The following is a 16,394-nucleotide window of genomic DNA, read 5'->3' as shown; positions in this document are numbered from 1 at the left end:
GCAGCCTCTGTCAGGCGACCTGCAACTGTTGTCCGGCAAGCCGCCGCAGCAGATTGTCCAGCATGTCGTCGCAGCGGCGCATCTGTTCGACGCTGACGAATTCGTCCGGTCTGTGCCCTTGCGCCATCGAGCCCGGTCCGCACACGATGGTCGGCGTGCCTAGGTCGCGGCTGAATAATCCACCTTCGGTGCCGAAGGCAACCTTGATGGTATCGTTGGCGCCGGTCAACGACTTGACGAAGGCTACGGCCTGCGAATTCGCCGGCGTGTCCAGCCCCGGATAGGTGTTGGTGATATCGATGTCGATGGCAGCTTCTGGCGCGATCGCTGAAGCGGCAGTGGCAATGCGCGCCGCCGCCGCGCGCAACCCATCGAGGATTTGGTCGGGATTGTCGGCCGCGACATTGCGGATCTCGAAGTCGAGCTGGCAGAGGTTCGGCACGATGTTGAGCGCCGCGCCGGCGTTGATCTTGCCGACGTGGACGGTGGTGTAGGGAATGTCGTAGTCGCCGTCGCGTACGCCATCGCGCGCCAGCCGATCCTGTTCTTGGCGCAGTGCGGAGACGAAGTCGCAGCCGAGATGAATGGCATTGAGCGCCAGCGGAGCCAGCGCCGAATGGCCTTCCCGTCCCCTGCAGATTGCGCGTGCCGCAAGCTTGCCCTTGTGGCCGGTCGCCACCTGCATATTGGTCGGCTCGCCGACGATGCACAGCAATGGCAGGTGCGGCGCCGAACGCAGCATGTCGATCAGGCTGTGCACGCCGATGCAGCCGATCTCCTCGTCGTAGGAAAGCGCCAGATGCAAGGGCGTTTGCAGGCACATCTTCGAGGCCTTGAGGCAGGCCGCGAGCGCGCAGGCCACGAAACCCTTCATGTCGGCTGCGCCGCGGCCGTACAGCCTGCCGTCGCGCGCGCTCATCTCGAAAGGTGGCAGCGTCCAGTCCTGGCCGTCGATGGGGACGACATCGGTGTGGCCAGACAGCATGACGCCAGGAGCATCGGCCGGCCCGATGGTGGCGAAGAGGTTGGCCTTATGGCCGTCCGCGCTGCGGATGATCTGGCATGCAATGCCCTGTGCCGCCAGCAGGTCTGTCACGTAGCCGATGAGATCGAGGTTCGAAACACGGCTCACCGTCGCGAATGCGATCAGCTTTTCAAGGATCTGGATGCTGTCCATGCGTCGTATGTCTCATTGGCCGTGCGCGCTATCTAGCATCGCGTGGCCACGGCCTTGAAGTCGCATTTGGCTCAACAGGGATTCACCGGATGCTAATCCAGGCGGCGGGGGCTGATTAGGCGCGTCCTAATCGGCACAGAAGAAATCTGTAGTTTTCCGGCACGCGCCGCAACTTATGAGTAGGTTCACGGCATCTACCCACTGGGCGGACCGGCTTGCGCCAAGGTTCAAAACCATCACGCATGCCGCGAGGCGACGCTGGCAGGAAGGAAGCACCATGCGTGATCCACGCTACGATATTCTGTTCGAGCCTGTGAAGATCGGTCCGCTGACCGCCAAGAACCGCTTCTACCAGGTGCCGCACTGCAATGGCGGCGGCTATCGCGATCCGTCGGCAGCGGCTGAGATGCGTCGCATCAAGTCGGAAGGTGGCTGGGGTGTCATCTTCACCGAGCAGACCGAGATGCACCACACCTCCGAGATCACGCCCTTCATCGAGCTCAGGCTGTGGGACGACGCCGATATCCCGGCGTTCGCCAGGATGGCCAAAGCCATGCATCAGCATGGCGCGCTGGCCGGCATCCAGCTCGCCTATTCCGGGATCAACGGCCCGAACCTCTACACCAAGGAAGTGCCGCGTGGACCGTCGGCCTTGCCGATCCGCACCTTCACCAACGATCCGGTTCAGGCGCGCGCCATGGACAAGCAGGATATACGCGACCTGCGCCGCTGGCACCGCAATGCCTTCAAACGCGCGAAGCTGGCGGGTTTCGACCTGGTGTGTCTCTACGGCGCGCATGGTTTCGGCATCATCCAGCACTTCCTGTCCACCGCCACCAACCAGCGCAGCGACGAATATGGCGGCTCGCTGGAAAACCGCTCGCGGCTGATGCGCGAGCTGATCGAGGAGGGTCGCGATGCCATCGGTGACACCTGCGGCCTGACGCTGCGGCTGTCGCTCGACGAGATGATCGGCGAGCTTGGCTTCGCCAATTCCGAAGTGCGCGACATGATCGAGATGCATGCCGACCTGCCCGACCTCTGGGACCTGGCGCATGGCGCCTGGGAGGATTGTTCCGGACCGTCGCGCTTCAAGGAGGAGGCCGCGCAGGAGAGCCTGGTCTCCGGCATCAAGACGCTGACGTCGAAGCCGGTCGTCGGCGTCGGTCGCTTCACCTCGCCGGATGTCATGGTCAGGATGATCAGGTCCGGTACGCTCGATTTCATCGGCTGCGCGCGCCCGTCGATTGCCGATCCCTTCCTGCCGAAGAAGGTGGAAGAGGGGCGGATCGAGGACATTCGCGAATGCATCGGCTGCAACATCTGCATCACAGGCGACATGACCATGTCGATCTCGCGCTGCACGCAGAACCCGACCTTCATGGAGGAGTGGCGCAAGGGTTGGCATCCGGAGCGGATGCAGGCCAAGGGCGACAGCGACAGCGTGCTGATCGTCGGCGCCGGCCCTGCCGGGCTGGAGGCCGCCCGCGCACTCGGCCTGCGCGGCTACCAGGTGGTCATCGCCGAAGCCGGCACCGAGCTCGGCGGTCGCGTGGCGCGCGAATGCCGCTTGCCTGGCCTCTCCGCTTGGGGCCGCGTGCGCGACTATCGCCAGTATCAGCTCAGCCAGATGTCCAATGTCGACGTCTATTTCGAAAGCCGATTGTCGGCCGAGGACATCCTGGCCTTCGGTTTTCAGAACATTGCCATCGCCACCGGCTCGATATGGCGCCGCGACGGCGTGGCGCGCGCGCATATCGTGCCGATGCCGGTCGACCCGGCCATGCCGGTCTACACGCCGGACGACTTGATGGGCGGCAATGTGCCGACCGGCAACGTCGTGCTGTTTGACGACGACCACTACTATATGGGTGGCGTTCTGGCTGAACTGATGGCGCGCGACGGCGCCAGGGTGACGCTGGTGACGCCGTCCGCCTATGTGTCCGACTGGACCCGCAACACGCTGGAGCAAGGCGCCATCCATCGCCGGCTGGCCAAGCTCGGCGTCGAGATCGTGCTAAACCGGATCGTGACGCGCATTGTGCCGGATGGTGTTGCCACTGCCTGTGCTTATACGGGCACCCGACATGACATCGCCGCAGACGCCGTGGTGCTGGTGACGTCGCGCCAACAGGACGATGGAGTCTGGCGCGAATTGAAGGCGCGGCGGGAAGAGTGGGCCGATAGCGGCATTCGCTCGATCAAGGTCATCGGCGATGCCGAGGCGCCGGGCCCGATCGCCTGGGCGACCTACGCCGGCCATCGTTTCGCTCGTGAGCTGGACGAACTCGATATCGGCGACGCGCTGCCCTTCCGGCGAGAAGTGACGGCACTGGCCGCGGAATAGAGGACGGGATCCTTAACCCAGGCTTTTGGGAGATCGTGTTGGGAAGCGCGATCTCTAGCGGAAATGACGGTATTTTTTTACCTGCCGCGAAGATGGATCTGTGCCAGCCTGTGAAAAAAATCGACCGGTCCTATCGATAGTCCGCGAAAGGAGAAGTTTCCCGACGGTCGCCGCACGTGGGAGGGCGTCCAAGCTCGAATGGGAGGAGGGGGGCGGCTTGTCTGAGGCGGTCGTTCGATCGCGCGTCCGATCAACTCGAAGAGCGGCCCACCGCCTGGCGAGCGCCAGCGCCGGCGCCAGTGGACACCGCCAAGGGCACAATGCCCAAAATGAAGGACAGAGCCGTCATCATCACGGCGCGGAAGCGCTGCTCGGCACCGAGCCTTGCTGCCTCAGCGATCGGCCGCCCCTCCTCACGGCGCTCCTTGGCGAATTCGACGATCAGGATGGCGTTCTTGGACGCCAGCCCGATGAGAAGCACGATGGCGATCTGCGCGTAGAGGCTGTTTTGCAGTCCGAAAAGCGTGAGCGCCGCGGTCGCGCCGAACAAGGCGGCTCCGAGCGACACGATGACGGCGATGGGCAGGGTCCAGCTCTCGTACTGCGCTACCAGGAACAGATAGGCGAACAGAAAGGCCAGTCCGAAGATGATGGTCTCCTGTCCGCTGCTGCGCCGCTCCTGGAAGGACAGGCCGGACCATTCGTACCCATAGCCGGCCGGCAGCGCCTTAGCCGCCACGCGTTCGATAGCGTCCATCGCCGCTCCGGAACTGCCGCCAGGCGCGACCTGCCCGTTGATCGGTGCCGATACCGAGAGGTTGTAGCGGGAGATGACGAAGGGCGCGAGGACGGTGCTGGTCGACACCACCGCCCTGAGCGGCACCATTGCACCCGCCCGGCTGCGCACATGGAGATTGAGGATATCCTCGGCGTCCCCGCGATGCTCGGCGTCAGCCTGGAGATTAACCTGGAAGACCCGCCCCTGCAGCGTGAAGTCATTCACGTAGCGCGACCCGAAGCTGGCGCCGATCGTCGAATAGATATCGGACACACTCACGCCAAGCGCTTCGGCGCGGGTCCGGTCGACATCGACGTAAATCTGCGGCACATCGGCGCTGAAGGTTGTCGCCACGCCACCGATTTCCGGCGCCTGGTTGATCGCCGCAACGAATCCGCGCACCACCTCCGCAATCTCCTCCGGCGACTGCCCCTGCAACGCCTGGAGGCGCAGGTCGAGACCGCCGACCGCGCCGATTCCGGAAATGGCTGGCGGCGAAAAGACAGCGACATTTGCGCCCGCAATGGTCGAGAACTGCGCGCGCAATCTTGCAAGCATGGCGTCCAGCCGCAGGTCCGGCGTGTTGCGCTGGTCCCAGGGATCCAGCGCCGCGACCACCATCGCTCCGTTGGGAGATTGCGTCCCCTGCACGATGCTGAAGCCGGCGACCGAAATGACGTTCTCGACGCCTTTCGTCGCCGAGAGCGTCTTTTGAACCTCGCCCACAATAGCCCGCGTGCGATCGAGCGAGGCGGCGTTCGGAAGCTGGATATCCACAAACAGGGCACCTTGGTCCTCGTCCGGGAGAAAGGTGGCGGGCAGGCTGCCGAGCAGCAGGTAGGCGCCCAGGAAGCAGGCGGCGAGCGCGGCGAGAGGTATGATCCACAGCCGCACCAGGAACCCGACCACCCGCCCATACCAGACGCGCGTCGCATCCAGGAGGCGCGCGAACCAGCCGAGTGGACCGCGCCGGTATCCGCGCTGTCCGCGTCTCAGCAGGATCGCGCTGAGTGCGGGGCTGAGCGTCAGACCGACAAATGACGAGAGAACCAGCGCCGCCGACAACGTGATCGCGAACTGACGGTAGAGCTGCCCGCTTATGCCCGAGAGAAAAGCTGTCGGGGTCACCACGGCGAGGAGCACGAGCGTGGTGGAAATGATCGGCCCGGTGATCTGCCCCATTGCCTTGCGAGCCGCCGCCGCCGTTTCGATCGTGGGGTCGTCCTCCATGACATGCTTGACATTCTCGACGACAAGGATCGCGTCATCCGCGACCAGTCCGATGGCCAGCACCAGGGCGAGCAGCGAGATCGAGTTTATCGAGTATCCAAACGCCAGCAGGACGGCGATGGCGCCCAGCATCGAGACGGGTATGGCCAGTGCCGAAACCAAGGTGGCGCGCCAGTCCTGCAGGAACAGGTATGTGACGACGAGCACGATGAGGAAAGCCTCGCCCAGGATACGCACGATCAGCGAAAGGCTCGTCCGGACGAAACGCGTTGCATCGTAGACGACCTGGTATTGGAGGCCGGGCGGGAACCCGGATGAAAGGCGCTGGAGCTCGGCGAGCACGGCATTGGCGGTCTGGATGGCGTTGGCCCCAGGCGCCTGGTTTATCTGCAACATCGCCGTTTCGTGCCCAGCGAAGCTCGCGCTCGATGAGTAATTCCGGGCGCCGAGTTCGATGCGGGCGATGTCGCGCAGCCGTACTATCGCTCCGGCCTCCCCGGTACGCACGACGATGTCGCCGAATTCATCCGTGCTCATGAGCCGGCCGCGGGCCACAAGCGTAAATTGTAGCTCGGTGCCTTCCCGCGCCGGCGGGGCGCCGGCCTGGCCGAGCGAGGCCTGGATGTTCTGCCGCTGGATGGCAGCCGCCACGTCATCGGCGGTTATGGCGAGCGCATCCATGCGCGCCGGATTTATCCATACACGCATCGAGTATTCGGACGCGCCGACGACGGAAGCCTCGCCGACGCCCGCGACGCGCGAGATCGCATCGGCGATTGTCGTCGAGGTGAAATTGGTGATCTGCAGCACGTCGAGCTTGCTGTCAGGAGAATAGAAGGCAATGCCGAGCACGAAGTCGGGCGAGCGCGACCGCACCGACACGCCTTGCTGGGTTACCGCGGCCGGCAACTGGGTAATCGCCAGTTGCGCCCTGTTCTGCACATTGACCTGCGCAATGTCAGGATTTGTCCCCACTTCGAACGTCACGGACAGCGAATATTGCCCGGCATTCGAACTCGTCGACGACATGTACATCATATTGGGGACGCCATTGATGGCTGTCTCCAGTGGCCCACCGACGACATCGGCAATCACTTCCGCGCTGGCGCCGGGATAGATGGCGGACACCGTGACCGTCGGCGGCGTGATCTCAGGGTATTGCTGCACCGGCAGCGAAAAGATGGCGATCGTGCCGGCAATCGAAATGACGATTGAAATGACGATCGCCAGCCGGGTCCGGGTGATGAAGAGATCGGAAATCATGAGTCGCCGCCGACTGGCTGGCCTTGGCTCGGCTGAACCGTCATGCCTTCGGCAAGACGCTGGATTCCCTGGACGACGACCTGCTCGCCTCCATTCAAGCCGGTGTTGACCGCCCATCCATTGCCAACGCGTGCGCCGGTATCGATGCGCCGTTGCGAGACGATATTGTTCTTGCCTAGCAGATAGACAAAGCGCCCCTCGCGATCCTGCAGCACCGCCGCCTGGGGCACCACTGGCAAGCTGGGCGCGTCTTTCTCCCGCACGTAGAGGGTGACGAACTGTCCCGGCAGAAGGATGTGACGAGGATTGGGGAAAACTGCGCGGACCGCGACCGTCCCGGTCTGCGGGTCGATCTCGTTCTCGATAAATTCGATTCGACCGGGCGTGTCGTAATCCGTCCCGTTGGCAAGACGCAGCGAAAGTTTCAGCGTATTTGGATCGAGGTTGCTGCCGCTCGCCTCCTGTTGCCGGATCGTCACAAGCAACCCCTCCTTCACGGCGAAAGCGACGCGGACAGTGTCCAGGCCGACTATTCGTGCCAGCGAGCCGGAATCCGATCCGACCAGATTGCCCGTCGTGAACGTCGCGCGGCCGATGTTGCCGGAGATCGGTGCTGTGATATGAGCATAGGACAGGTTGAGTTCGGCAGTAGCCAGGGCCGCCTGAGCAACCTGCACATCGGCGGCAGCGACATCGAATGCGGCCTGAACCTCGTCCAGGGCGGCCTGCGAGACCGTTCTTCGGGCGAACAAGTCCCGGTTGCGCGCCAGGGTCCGTTCGGCCGATATTCGTGTTGCCTCGGCACGCGCCACCTGGGCCCGCGCCGACGCGACCAGAGCATCGAGCTGATCCGGCTCGATTTCAAACAGTGCGTCCCCAGCCGTTACCGCTTGCCCATCCTTGAATTTGACAGAGTGCAGAAAGCCGGTGACGCGCGCCCGGATGTCGACTGCTTCGATCGCTTCCACACGACCAGTAAATTGCGCGGGACTGCTGACCTGCTGAACCTTGATCTGTTCGATGACCACAGCAGGCGGCGGAAGTCCCTGCCTCGCTCCAGGCTGCTGGGCGAAGGAAGTCGAACTGAGGTAAGGCGTCGCGGCGCCCGCCAAACAAGCAATCATCAGGCAAGCACAAGAGAAATGTCTGATCATCTCGGCTTCTCAACCGAACGATGTTGCCCAGATGTTTTGCGCGAGATCTTCATGACCCGGCTCTGCGCATCGTGAGGGCAATGGCAATGTACGCGCCGCCCGCGACAAGGAGGGAAATGCCGGCAATCGTGCCTGGCGTGTAAATGCTGGTGTAGGGCAACTTCAATGCGAGCGTCGCACTGGCGACCAGTGCGACCAGGCCCGAAACGCCAAACCACTGCCAACCAGCTTGCTTCCGCACCTGGACCGCGAGCGCGACTTGAAGAATGCCCTGTACAAGAAACACCAAGGCGATCACCAGAGTGATCGCGAGAGCGCCTTTCAACGGGTTAAAATATATCAGGATACCACCGACCAGCTCGACCGCGCCGGTCAACTCTTGCCAGATGAATCCGCTCCACTCCTTGACCTGCAAGGATTGAAGCATCTTCACGGCGCCCGCGAGTGCAAGAACAATTCCAAGGACAACGCTTGCCGCAAATGTAGAAACTGCGGGCAGGGCGACGGCCAGCACTCCAGCCGACACCAGGGTCATACCCAACGCTAAAAACCATCCCCATTTGGAACGCAGGGAGGCCGCTCGGTGCTGGTGATCGGTTCCGCTCGTGGATACGCCGCTCATCGTCGATCGCCTAGCCAGAATTCCTGCATGAGCGGCGCCCATTTCTGATCTCCGGAAACGCTCTCCGCTGTCAGTAGTCCACCGGATCACGGATGATCGGACAGGTCATGCAATGGCCGCCGCCACGACCGCGGCCCAGTTCCGCGCCGATGATGGTGATGACCTCGATGCCCTCTTTGCGCAGCAGCGTGTTTGTATAGGTGTTGCGGTCGTAGGCGTACACGACGCCCGGCGAGGCGCAAACGAGGTTGGCGCCGCTGTCCCACTGGGTGCGCTCGCGCATATAGGCGTTGCCGCCGGTCTCCACGACGCGCATCCGCTTGAGGCCGAGCGAGTCGCGCACCGTCTCGACGAAGGTACCCTTGTCCTTGTGCAGCTCGACGCCGCCCTTGCCGTCCGGTCGGTAGGAGAATGCCTCGATGCCATTGACGATGTCTGGGTAGAGCAGCACGCAGTCGCGGTCGGCGAAGGTGAACACCGTGTCGAGATGCATCGCCGCGCGCAACTTCGGCATCGCCGCGACGATGACGCGCTCGGCGGCGGCCTTCTCGAACAGCGCCGCCGCGAGCTGGCTGATGGCCTGACGCGAGGTGCGCTCGCTCATGCCGATCAGCACATTGCCCTTGCCGATCGGCATGACGTCGCCGCCTTCCAGCGTGGCGAGGCCCCAATCCTTGGTCGGGTCGCCCCACCACACGTTCACCTTGCCGGCGAAGTCGGGGTGGAACTTGTAGATCGAGGTGGTGAGGATGGTCTCCTCATGCCGCGCTGGCCAGTAGAGCGGGTTCTGCGTGACGCCGCCATAAATCCAGCAGGTGGTGTCGCGGGTGTAGAGCGTGTTCGGCAGCGGCGGCAGTAGATACTCGTTCACCCCGGCCGCGTCGCGGATCAGTTCGAGCAGTTCGCCGCCGATGGATTCGGGAAATTCGTGGGTCGAGAGGCCACCGATCAGCGTCTCAGCCAGATCGCGGTTGGAGAGCCCTTCCAGATAGGAGCGCACCTCGTCGACGAGACCAAGGCCGACCTGGTTCGGCACTACCTGATTGTCGAGAATCCACTTCTTCGCTTCCGGAATGGCGACAGTCTCGGCGAGCAGATTGTGCATCTCGACGACCTCGACACCGCGGTCGCGCATCTTGGTCATGAAATCAAAATGATCGCGTTTTGCGTTGTCGACCCAGAGCACATCATCAAACAGAAGCGCGTCGCAATTGCTCGGCGTGAGCCGCTGGTGAGCGCGGCCCGGAGCGCATACCATGACCTTGCGAAGCTGGCCCACTTCGGAATGCACGCCGAATTTCGTTTCCATCGCCATGGCTTGTGCCTTTCTCGTCAAGGTGTAATGGCGCCGGTCAGCAGGCCGACGAAACCGGCGAGGCCAGCGACCAAGGTGACGGCGAAGATGATAAGTTCGACCGATGTGAAGAACCGCGCGTTCTGTTCGCGCCGCGCCCAGAGGTAGAGGACGGTTCCCGGCACGAAGAGCACCGCCACCAGCAGTACGTATTTCAAGCCGGCGGCCACAAACATGATGAGCGTGTAGACGACGGCGATCCAGGCGAATAACTGGTCGCGCCCGCGCTCGCCGGGCGTGGTCTCGTACCCCTCGCCGCGGCGGGCGATCAGCACGCCATAGCCCGCGACCAGCAGGTAGGGCAGCAGCGCCGTCACGCTTGTCATGTCGAGCATGACGTTGAAGGCGTCACGCGACCAGTAGGTTGAGATGACGAATAGCGAGACGACGATATTGGTCAGCCAAAGCGCGTTGGCGGGAACCCGGTTGCCGTTCTGCGCCGCGAAAAGCTTCGGCATGTCCTGCGACTTCGCCGCGGCGAACAGCACCTCGGCGCAGATCAGCGACCAGGCGAGATAAGCGCCGAGCACTGACACCAGCACGCCGATGGAAATGAACACCGCGCCCCAATGTCCCACGACCAGTTCGAGCGCGCCGGCGAGCGAGGGCTGCTGGACTCCGGCGATGGCCGCACGCGGAGCCGTGGCGTAGGGCAGAAGGGTGATAGCTACCATCAGGCCCGTGACGCCGACAAAACCCAGAATGGTCGCGGTGCCGACATCCGAACGCTTCTCGGCGAAGCGCGAATACACGCTCGCCCCCTCGATGCCGAGGAAGACGAAAACGGTGATCAGCATGGTGTCGCGCACCTGCGCCAGCAGGGTCTTTTCCGGCATGCCCACGCCGCCGAGGAAGTTCTCGGAGAATTGCGTGTAGTTGAACGCGAACACCATGGCGAGGATCGCCACGATGATCGGTACGATCTTGGCGACCGTCACGACGCTATTGATGAAGGTGGCCTGCTCGACGCCGCGCAGGATCATGAAATGGAAGGCCCAGATGCCAACCAGCGAGACGATGATCGCGGTCGCGGTGCTGCCATCCCCAAAAATCTCCGGGAAAAAGCGCCCGAGCGTCGATCCGATCAGCACCCAGTAGAAGACGTTTCCGAGGCAGCTTCCGAGCCAATAGCCGAACGCCGAGAGGAAGCCCATATAGTCGCCGAATCCCGCCTTGGCATAGGCGAAGACGCCGGAGTCGATATCGGGTTTCTTCTCGGCCAGCGCCTGGAACACCCGGGCCAGCATGTACATGCCGGTTCCGGCTATCGCCCAGGCGATGATGGCGCCGAACGGGCCCGTCGCGGTGGCGAACCTGCCGGGCAGATTGAAGATACCGGCCCCGATCATGGAGTCCGACGACCATTGCGGTCAACGCGAATAAGGACAGCTTCTGCTCGGATTTACTCGTCACGTCTCTCTCCCGGTGATGGGCGACCAAGCGAGCCCGCAACCGATGGGCGAAGTAAATCTATGCTTTTGAAATGGGCGTGAAATTAGCTGGGAATCTCACGGCTTGGCACCAAGTCTCTATTTGGGACTTGTTGCGTCCCAGAGCGTCACCTTGGCTAGACTTGTCGATGACGTCGATGCAGCATCGAAACCTCATCGCCTCTCTGGCCGCGTTGGAGCGGGCGGAAGGATAGTCTGGAATGCGACTGCAAAGCCCACAGCCGGGTAAGCAAACGCCCTCCCTAGGACGCGACCATGACATCCGATACCCCGCGATCCCTTTCATTGGCCGCGCTAACTTCCATGGTGGTCGGATCAATGATCGGCGCGGGTATATTTTCACTGCCGCGCACCTTCGCCAACGCGACCGGGCCGGTTGGCGCTATCATCGCCTGGTGTATCGCCGGGGCCGGGATGTACACCCTGGCGCGAGTCTTCCAGGCACTCGCGGAGCGCAAGCCCGAACTCGATGCCGGCATCTTTGCCTACGCAAAAGCCGGTTTCGGTGACTATGCCGGGTTTCTGTCGGCCTTCGGCTACTGGCTGGTCGCCTGTATCGCCGACGTCTCTTACTGGGTCCTGATCAAATCGACGCTTGGCGCTTTCTTGCCCTTCTTCGGCAACGGCGACACGGTTCCCGCTGTCCTGGTCTCTTCGCTCGGACTCTGGCTGTTCCATTTCACGATCCTGCGCGGGATCAGAGAAGCTGCCGTCATCAACACCGTTGTCACAGTCGCGAAAGTCGTTCCTATCCTTGTCTTTATCGTGATTCTGATCAGCGCGTTCAACGCCGACCTTTTCGCCGCGAACCTCTGGGATGCGGAGCCCGTGTCGCCGGGCGGTCTCTTCCAGCAAATCCGCGCGACCATGCTGATCACCGTATTTGTTTTCATCGGAATCGAGGGCGCAAGCGTCTATTCCCGCTACGCACAAAAACGCTCGGACGTCGGCGCCGCTACGATCCTGGGTTTTGTCGGCGTGTTGTGCCTGCTGGTCCTGGTTACGCTGCTGCCTTACGCTGTGCTCGCGCGGACGGAAATCGCGGCTATGAGACAGCCATCCATGGCCTCCGTGCTGGAGTCCCTTGTCGGACCGTGGGGAGGAATTTTCGTCAGCATCGGACTGATTGTTTCGGTGCTCGGGGCCTATCTGGCCTGGTCGTTGATTCGTGTGGAGGTGTTGTTCGCAGCCGCAAAGAGCGGAGACATGCCAAAGATTTTTGCAAGCGAGAACCGTCACAAAGTGCCAGCCGCCGCCCTTTGGCTGACCAATATCGTGATTCAGTTGTTTCTGATCAGCACTCTTTTTTCGGAAGACGCATTCGTGCTGATGGTGAAGCTGAGCAGCGCTATGATCCTGGTTCCTTACTTGCTCGTTGCTGCATACGGCCTTCTTCTCGCGATGCGCCATGAGACTTACGACACCAGACCCCAGGAGCGATCTCGCGACCTGATCGTTGCCAGTATAGCAACGCTCTATGCCGCGTTCATGATCTACGCAGGCGGCCTGAAATTCCTCTTGCTGTCGTCCATCCTCTACGCACCCGGCACCTTACTTTTTGTTCAGGTCAGACGGGAGCAGAACAAGCCGGCGTTGGTCGGCGCGGAATGGATTGTCTTTGCGGCCGCAGCAGCTGGCTGCCTTTTTGGGATCTACGGCGTCGCAACGGGCCAGATCGCTATCTAGCGTCAGGAGGAACGGGATATTCGACCCGTCGAAGGCGCTCGTAAAGAGATGCTTCGTCGATCTCGCCCACCGAGACAAGCGCCATTGCACTCGCTCTCAGTTCGGCCGCGCGATGACTGCCTTTGGCAATTCCTTGCTCGCGGCAAACACGGTTATAGACCCGATTCAACAGGATCAGGTCGCTCCGATGAGTGATTCCAAATTTGAACGTTTTGGGGTTAGCCACAGCTCACGCCCACCCGGATGGCAGCTCGGTGCAAGCCGGCCAACACTTGTGATCTTTTGTCACCGGCGGAGGCAGACTACCCCTATTAAGACTGGAGTCCAGCCAGGAATGGCGTGTGACGCCCATCGAACGGGAGCGCCTCTAGCCGGAAGGACAACTTTCCGTTCGCATTGTCGAGGCGTATGCCAATCTGTTCGATGTCGTGCGTCCAAGAAAATTCGCCGTACTTAATTCGCAAAAAAAGGACGGCGCTGGTTCGCTAAGTACTTGAAAACTTTGGTGATTACGACAGGAATCGAACCTGTGACGTTCAGATTAGGGATCAGAGGGTGGGGGTGCTCATTTGGAGCTCTTACCCAGTTCGCCACCGAATACGAGAACATACGAGGGATATGGCTGGGCGAACCACCCACAGCTGGGTTAGAAACAATCGAGTGGGAGTAGGGGAGGCTGCTGCGTAGAAACGGCCGCCCTTGTGATTTCGATTTTTCGTGCACATCATCACACGCCGTCGGCCATTTCCTCGCTCCTTCCTGACCGTTCGGGTGATCTGACATGTCGTTGCTTCGGAGGTAAATCCCGTTCAGCGTCGCAGAGGGCTGCGGCGTACAATGGCGTGCGAATCGGCGGGTCTGGCTCGCGCCCATGACAAAGGCTGGGGTGTCGAAAGACGGGCGTCCGCTCTGGGGCAAGCGGCAACCGAGGCCGATCAACTTGAGCATAAACCACTGTCATTCGGCTGCCTTCTTCTGCAGCCTCTCGAAGGCAAGCAGCTTGCCCATGTGCACGCTGTCTTCGAGTGGGCCCGCCTTCGCCAGATGCGATGCAATCGCACTGGCCAGCATGCAACCCGTCCCGCGCATCGATGTGGCAAGGCGCGGCATGTCGAAGCGGACCGGTGCTTGATCGAAGCGCAACAGAATATCGGTTGATCGAGGTCCCGATGCGTGGCCGCCCTTGATCAGCAGGGCCTGCGCTTCGGCGGCCAGCAATCCCTAGCCTTGCCATACTGCGCCGTCCTCATCCACCGCCAGTTCCGAGCCAACAAGGAGCGCCAGTTCGATGAGATTGGGTGTGACGAGACGGCAAAGCGGCATCAGATTGCGCTTCATGACGGCGATGGCGCCTGCTTCCAGCAGAGCCCGGCCTGAAGTGGAGGCCAGTACGGGGTCGAGCACTACCGGCACGTGCGGATTTTCGTGCAGCACGGCGGCAACGGCAGCGATGATCTCAGCCGTTGGCCAGCGCTACTTTGTCAAGCGCATTCGGCCTGCGGCGGTGATCGGCGGCCAATCAAACCCAGGGAAGCGCGCGCGCAAAGATCGAGAACAAATTACGTCCCGGAGGCCAAGGCAAGGATGGCCAAAGTTGCATTCGCCCCGTCAAGGATGGAGAAACTGTATCGCCCTTGCGCGTCGAGATCGACCGAGTAGCTCAGGATGTGGTTGTCCTGGTCGAACGTGACGATCCGCGGCTTCAGCGAGGTGATATGCACTTCGTCCAGGTAGATCGAGTTGCAGACAATGATCTGGTCGTCTGTCTGGCAGGTGCGGGCCGCCGCACCGTTGAGGATGCAGCACCGTGAGCCGCGCTCGCCCAGAATGACATAGGTCGAAATCCGAGCGCCGGAATTCTTGTTCCATATCTCCACGAATTCCATCGGCAGGATCCCGTGCCTGCGGGCGAGAGGATATCGCTGCCGCAGCAGTGCAGGATGCGTCTTCTCTGCCTCTCGGTCTGCAATCTGTGGTGAGATTGTACACAAAATATCAAAATTGTGTTGACAATCTTGCGCTAGAGGTTTCCCTTAGGGCATCCGCGCAGCCAAAGAGCAAAAACACAAAGCGCGATAACCAGAAGGGGAAATGCCAGAATGATCAACCGACGCTCGACTCTCAAATCGATGGTGCTTGGCGCCGTCTCCGCTCTCGCTATGGCCGCTGCGGGCATGCCGTCCGCGGAGGCCCAGAACAAGGAACTGAAGATCGGTTTCGTCGGTGTCACCAGTGGCCCCGCCGCCGCTTGGGGCACGTCGAACGTACGTTCGATGCAGACGCGTGCCGCCTGGATCAACGAGACCGGCGGCGTCAAGATTGGCGACGCCACCTACAACGTCAACATCGTTACGTTCGACGATCAGAAAGACCCCAAGCGCGCCATTGCCGGCATGGAAAAGATGGCGCAGGAGGGCATCCACTACGTGGTCGGCCCGAATGTCGATGACGGTGCTGCCGCCGTGCGCCCGGTCGCCGAGGCCAACGGCATCATCTATTTCCCTTACGCTTTCCCCAAGGCGCTTTATCAGAAGCCTGCCTCGAATGCCGTGCTCGGCATGATCGCTAACTATCAATCGGGCCCGGCGATCTACAAATACCTCAAGGAAAACAAGGGCGTGAAGACGATTGCCTTCGTTGCCGCCAATGAATCGGATCCGTTGAGCCAGCGTGACGGCGGCGTTGAGGCAGCCAAGGCGCTCGGCCTCAAGATTGTCGCCCAGAACGACACTTACCAGAACGATACGCGCGACTTCACGCCGGTGCTCACGCCGATCGTTGCGCTGAAGCCCGATCTGCTCGTGCTGTCAGGCGTCGCGCCGGCCAATGCGCCGCTGCTCATCCGCGCCGCCCGCGAGCTCGGCTTCGAAGGCCTGATCTCGACCGAAACGGCACAGGACGCAAAGGTTCTCGAGGAGGGCGCCGGCGAATACGCCAACGGCTTCATCTCGGTTGGCGGTGCCTCCACGCCCGAGATCGCCTCGGACGCGATGAAGGAATTCGTCGCCCGTTACACCAAGATGTTCGGTGAGTACAATGACGAGTCCAACACCAAGGTCTATGCGCTCGAGTACATCATCGACACGCTGAAGGCCAATCCGGCGGCGATCGACAATGTCGATGAATTCAAGAAGACCATGGACACCTTCTCGGCGCCCAACCCCTACCTGAAGGGCGATGCCAAGCTGAGCTATGTCGGCACGACCTCCTTCGGCCAGAAGCGCCAGCTCGCGGTGCCGATGGTGGTCAACGAGTACAAGGACGGTGCCTTCCAGACCCTGTTCGTCGGCACGGTCGACTAGGGTTAGCTGCGGTTTCTTCCTCCCGCGTTG

The 16,394-nt window shown here is 61.8% G+C and carries 8 protein-coding genes and 3 pseudogenes; 3 read left to right on the top strand and 8 right to left on the bottom strand.

The features are described from left to right. Positions 1-10: 10 nt before the first annotated feature. Positions 11-1,177 (bottom strand): acetylornithine deacetylase, encoded by a 1,167-nt coding sequence (gene argE / locus ACFFNA_RS31120; protein WP_378923632.1) that lies wholly within the window; start codon positions 1,175-1,177, stop codon positions 11-13. 277 nt (positions 1,178-1,454) lie between these two features. On the opposite strand from argE, the gene ACFFNA_RS31115 reads away from it, so the two are divergent. Further along, complete coding sequence (locus tag ACFFNA_RS31115) at positions 1,455-3,524, top strand: oxidoreductase (RefSeq protein ID WP_378923631.1); 2,070 nt, start codon at positions 1,455-1,457, stop codon at positions 3,522-3,524. 250 nt (positions 3,525-3,774) lie between these two features. Here the strand turns inward: ACFFNA_RS31115 and ACFFNA_RS31110 are convergent, their stop codons facing one another. From ACFFNA_RS31110 to ACFFNA_RS31090, 5 genes and pseudogenes are all read right to left on the bottom strand, one after another. Then, a complete protein-coding gene (locus ACFFNA_RS31110) occupies positions 3,775-6,795 on the bottom strand; it encodes an efflux RND transporter permease subunit (RefSeq protein WP_378923630.1) in 3,021 nt (1,006 codons plus the stop codon). Beyond that, positions 6,792-7,949, bottom strand: coding sequence for an efflux RND transporter periplasmic adaptor subunit (locus tag ACFFNA_RS31105; RefSeq protein ID WP_378923629.1), 1,158 nt, complete (start codon positions 7,947-7,949; stop codon positions 6,792-6,794). The genes ACFFNA_RS31110 and ACFFNA_RS31105 overlap by 4 nt, the downstream gene beginning before the upstream one ends. Positions 7,950-7,998: 49 nt before the next feature. Continuing rightward, positions 7,999-8,571: an HdeD family acid-resistance protein gene (locus ACFFNA_RS31100; RefSeq protein WP_245446328.1), complete on the bottom strand. Its 573-nt coding sequence runs from the start codon at positions 8,569-8,571 to the stop codon at positions 7,999-8,001. Between the two features lie 70 nt (positions 8,572-8,641). Further along, positions 8,642-9,880 (bottom strand): arginine deiminase, encoded by a 1,239-nt coding sequence (locus tag ACFFNA_RS31095; RefSeq protein ID WP_378923841.1) that lies wholly within the window; start codon positions 9,878-9,880, stop codon positions 8,642-8,644. Between the two features lie 23 nt (positions 9,881-9,903). Further along, a pseudogene (locus tag ACFFNA_RS31090) lies at positions 9,904-11,290 on the bottom strand (basic amino acid/polyamine antiporter). Between the two features lie 341 nt (positions 11,291-11,631). Between ACFFNA_RS31090 and ACFFNA_RS31085 the strand changes: the two are divergent. Continuing rightward, complete coding sequence (locus ACFFNA_RS31085) at positions 11,632-13,062, top strand: basic amino acid/polyamine antiporter (RefSeq protein ID WP_378923628.1); 1,431 nt, start codon at positions 11,632-11,634, stop codon at positions 13,060-13,062. 957 nt (positions 13,063-14,019) lie between these two features. On the opposite strand, the pseudogene ACFFNA_RS31080 reads toward ACFFNA_RS31085, so the two are convergent. Together ACFFNA_RS31080 and ACFFNA_RS31075 are read right to left on the bottom strand one after the other, a co-directional pair. Next, positions 14,020-14,514, bottom strand: a pseudogene (locus tag ACFFNA_RS31080) (PfkB family carbohydrate kinase). A 107-nt stretch (positions 14,515-14,621) separates the two neighbouring features. Next, a pseudogene (locus ACFFNA_RS31075) lies at positions 14,622-14,960 on the bottom strand (aspartate 1-decarboxylase); the annotation flags it as partial. Between the two features lie 201 nt (positions 14,961-15,161). Between ACFFNA_RS31075 and ACFFNA_RS31070 the strand changes: the two are divergent. Next, entirely contained in the window at positions 15,162-16,364 is a 1,203-nt protein-coding gene (locus ACFFNA_RS31070; protein WP_111547945.1) for an ABC transporter substrate-binding protein, read from the top strand. Positions 16,365-16,394: the final 30 nt, after the last annotated feature.

The sequence above is a fragment of the Mesorhizobium kowhaii genome (assembly GCF_042431665.1).
Lineage (GTDB): Bacteria > Pseudomonadota > Alphaproteobacteria > Rhizobiales > Rhizobiaceae > Mesorhizobium > Mesorhizobium kowhaii.
This window is presented reverse-complemented; position numbering and strand designations above follow the sequence as displayed.

Bases quoted from the DNA above. Each gene is read 5' to 3' on its own strand.
- argE (WP_378923632.1), bottom strand. From the start codon at position 1,177: ATGGACAGCATCCAGATCCTTGAAAAGCTGATCGCATTCGCGACGGTG.
- ACFFNA_RS31115 (WP_378923631.1), top strand. From the start codon at position 1,455: ATGCGTGATCCACGCTACGATATTCTGTTCGAGCCTGTGAAGATCGGT.
- ACFFNA_RS31110 (WP_378923630.1), bottom strand. From the start codon at position 6,795: ATGATTTCCGATCTCTTCATCACCCGGACCCGGCTGGCGATCGTCATT.
- ACFFNA_RS31105 (WP_378923629.1), bottom strand. From the start codon at position 7,949: ATGATCAGACATTTCTCTTGTGCTTGCCTGATGATTGCTTGTTTGGCG.
- ACFFNA_RS31100 (WP_245446328.1), bottom strand. From the start codon at position 8,571: ATGAGCGGCGTATCCACGAGCGGAACCGATCACCAGCACCGAGCGGCC.
- ACFFNA_RS31095 (WP_378923841.1), bottom strand. From the start codon at position 9,880: ATGGAAACGAAATTCGGCGTGCATTCCGAAGTGGGCCAGCTTCGCAAG.
- ACFFNA_RS31085 (WP_378923628.1), top strand. From the start codon at position 11,632: ATGACATCCGATACCCCGCGATCCCTTTCATTGGCCGCGCTAACTTCC.
- ACFFNA_RS31070 (WP_111547945.1), top strand. From the start codon at position 15,162: ATGATCAACCGACGCTCGACTCTCAAATCGATGGTGCTTGGCGCCGTC.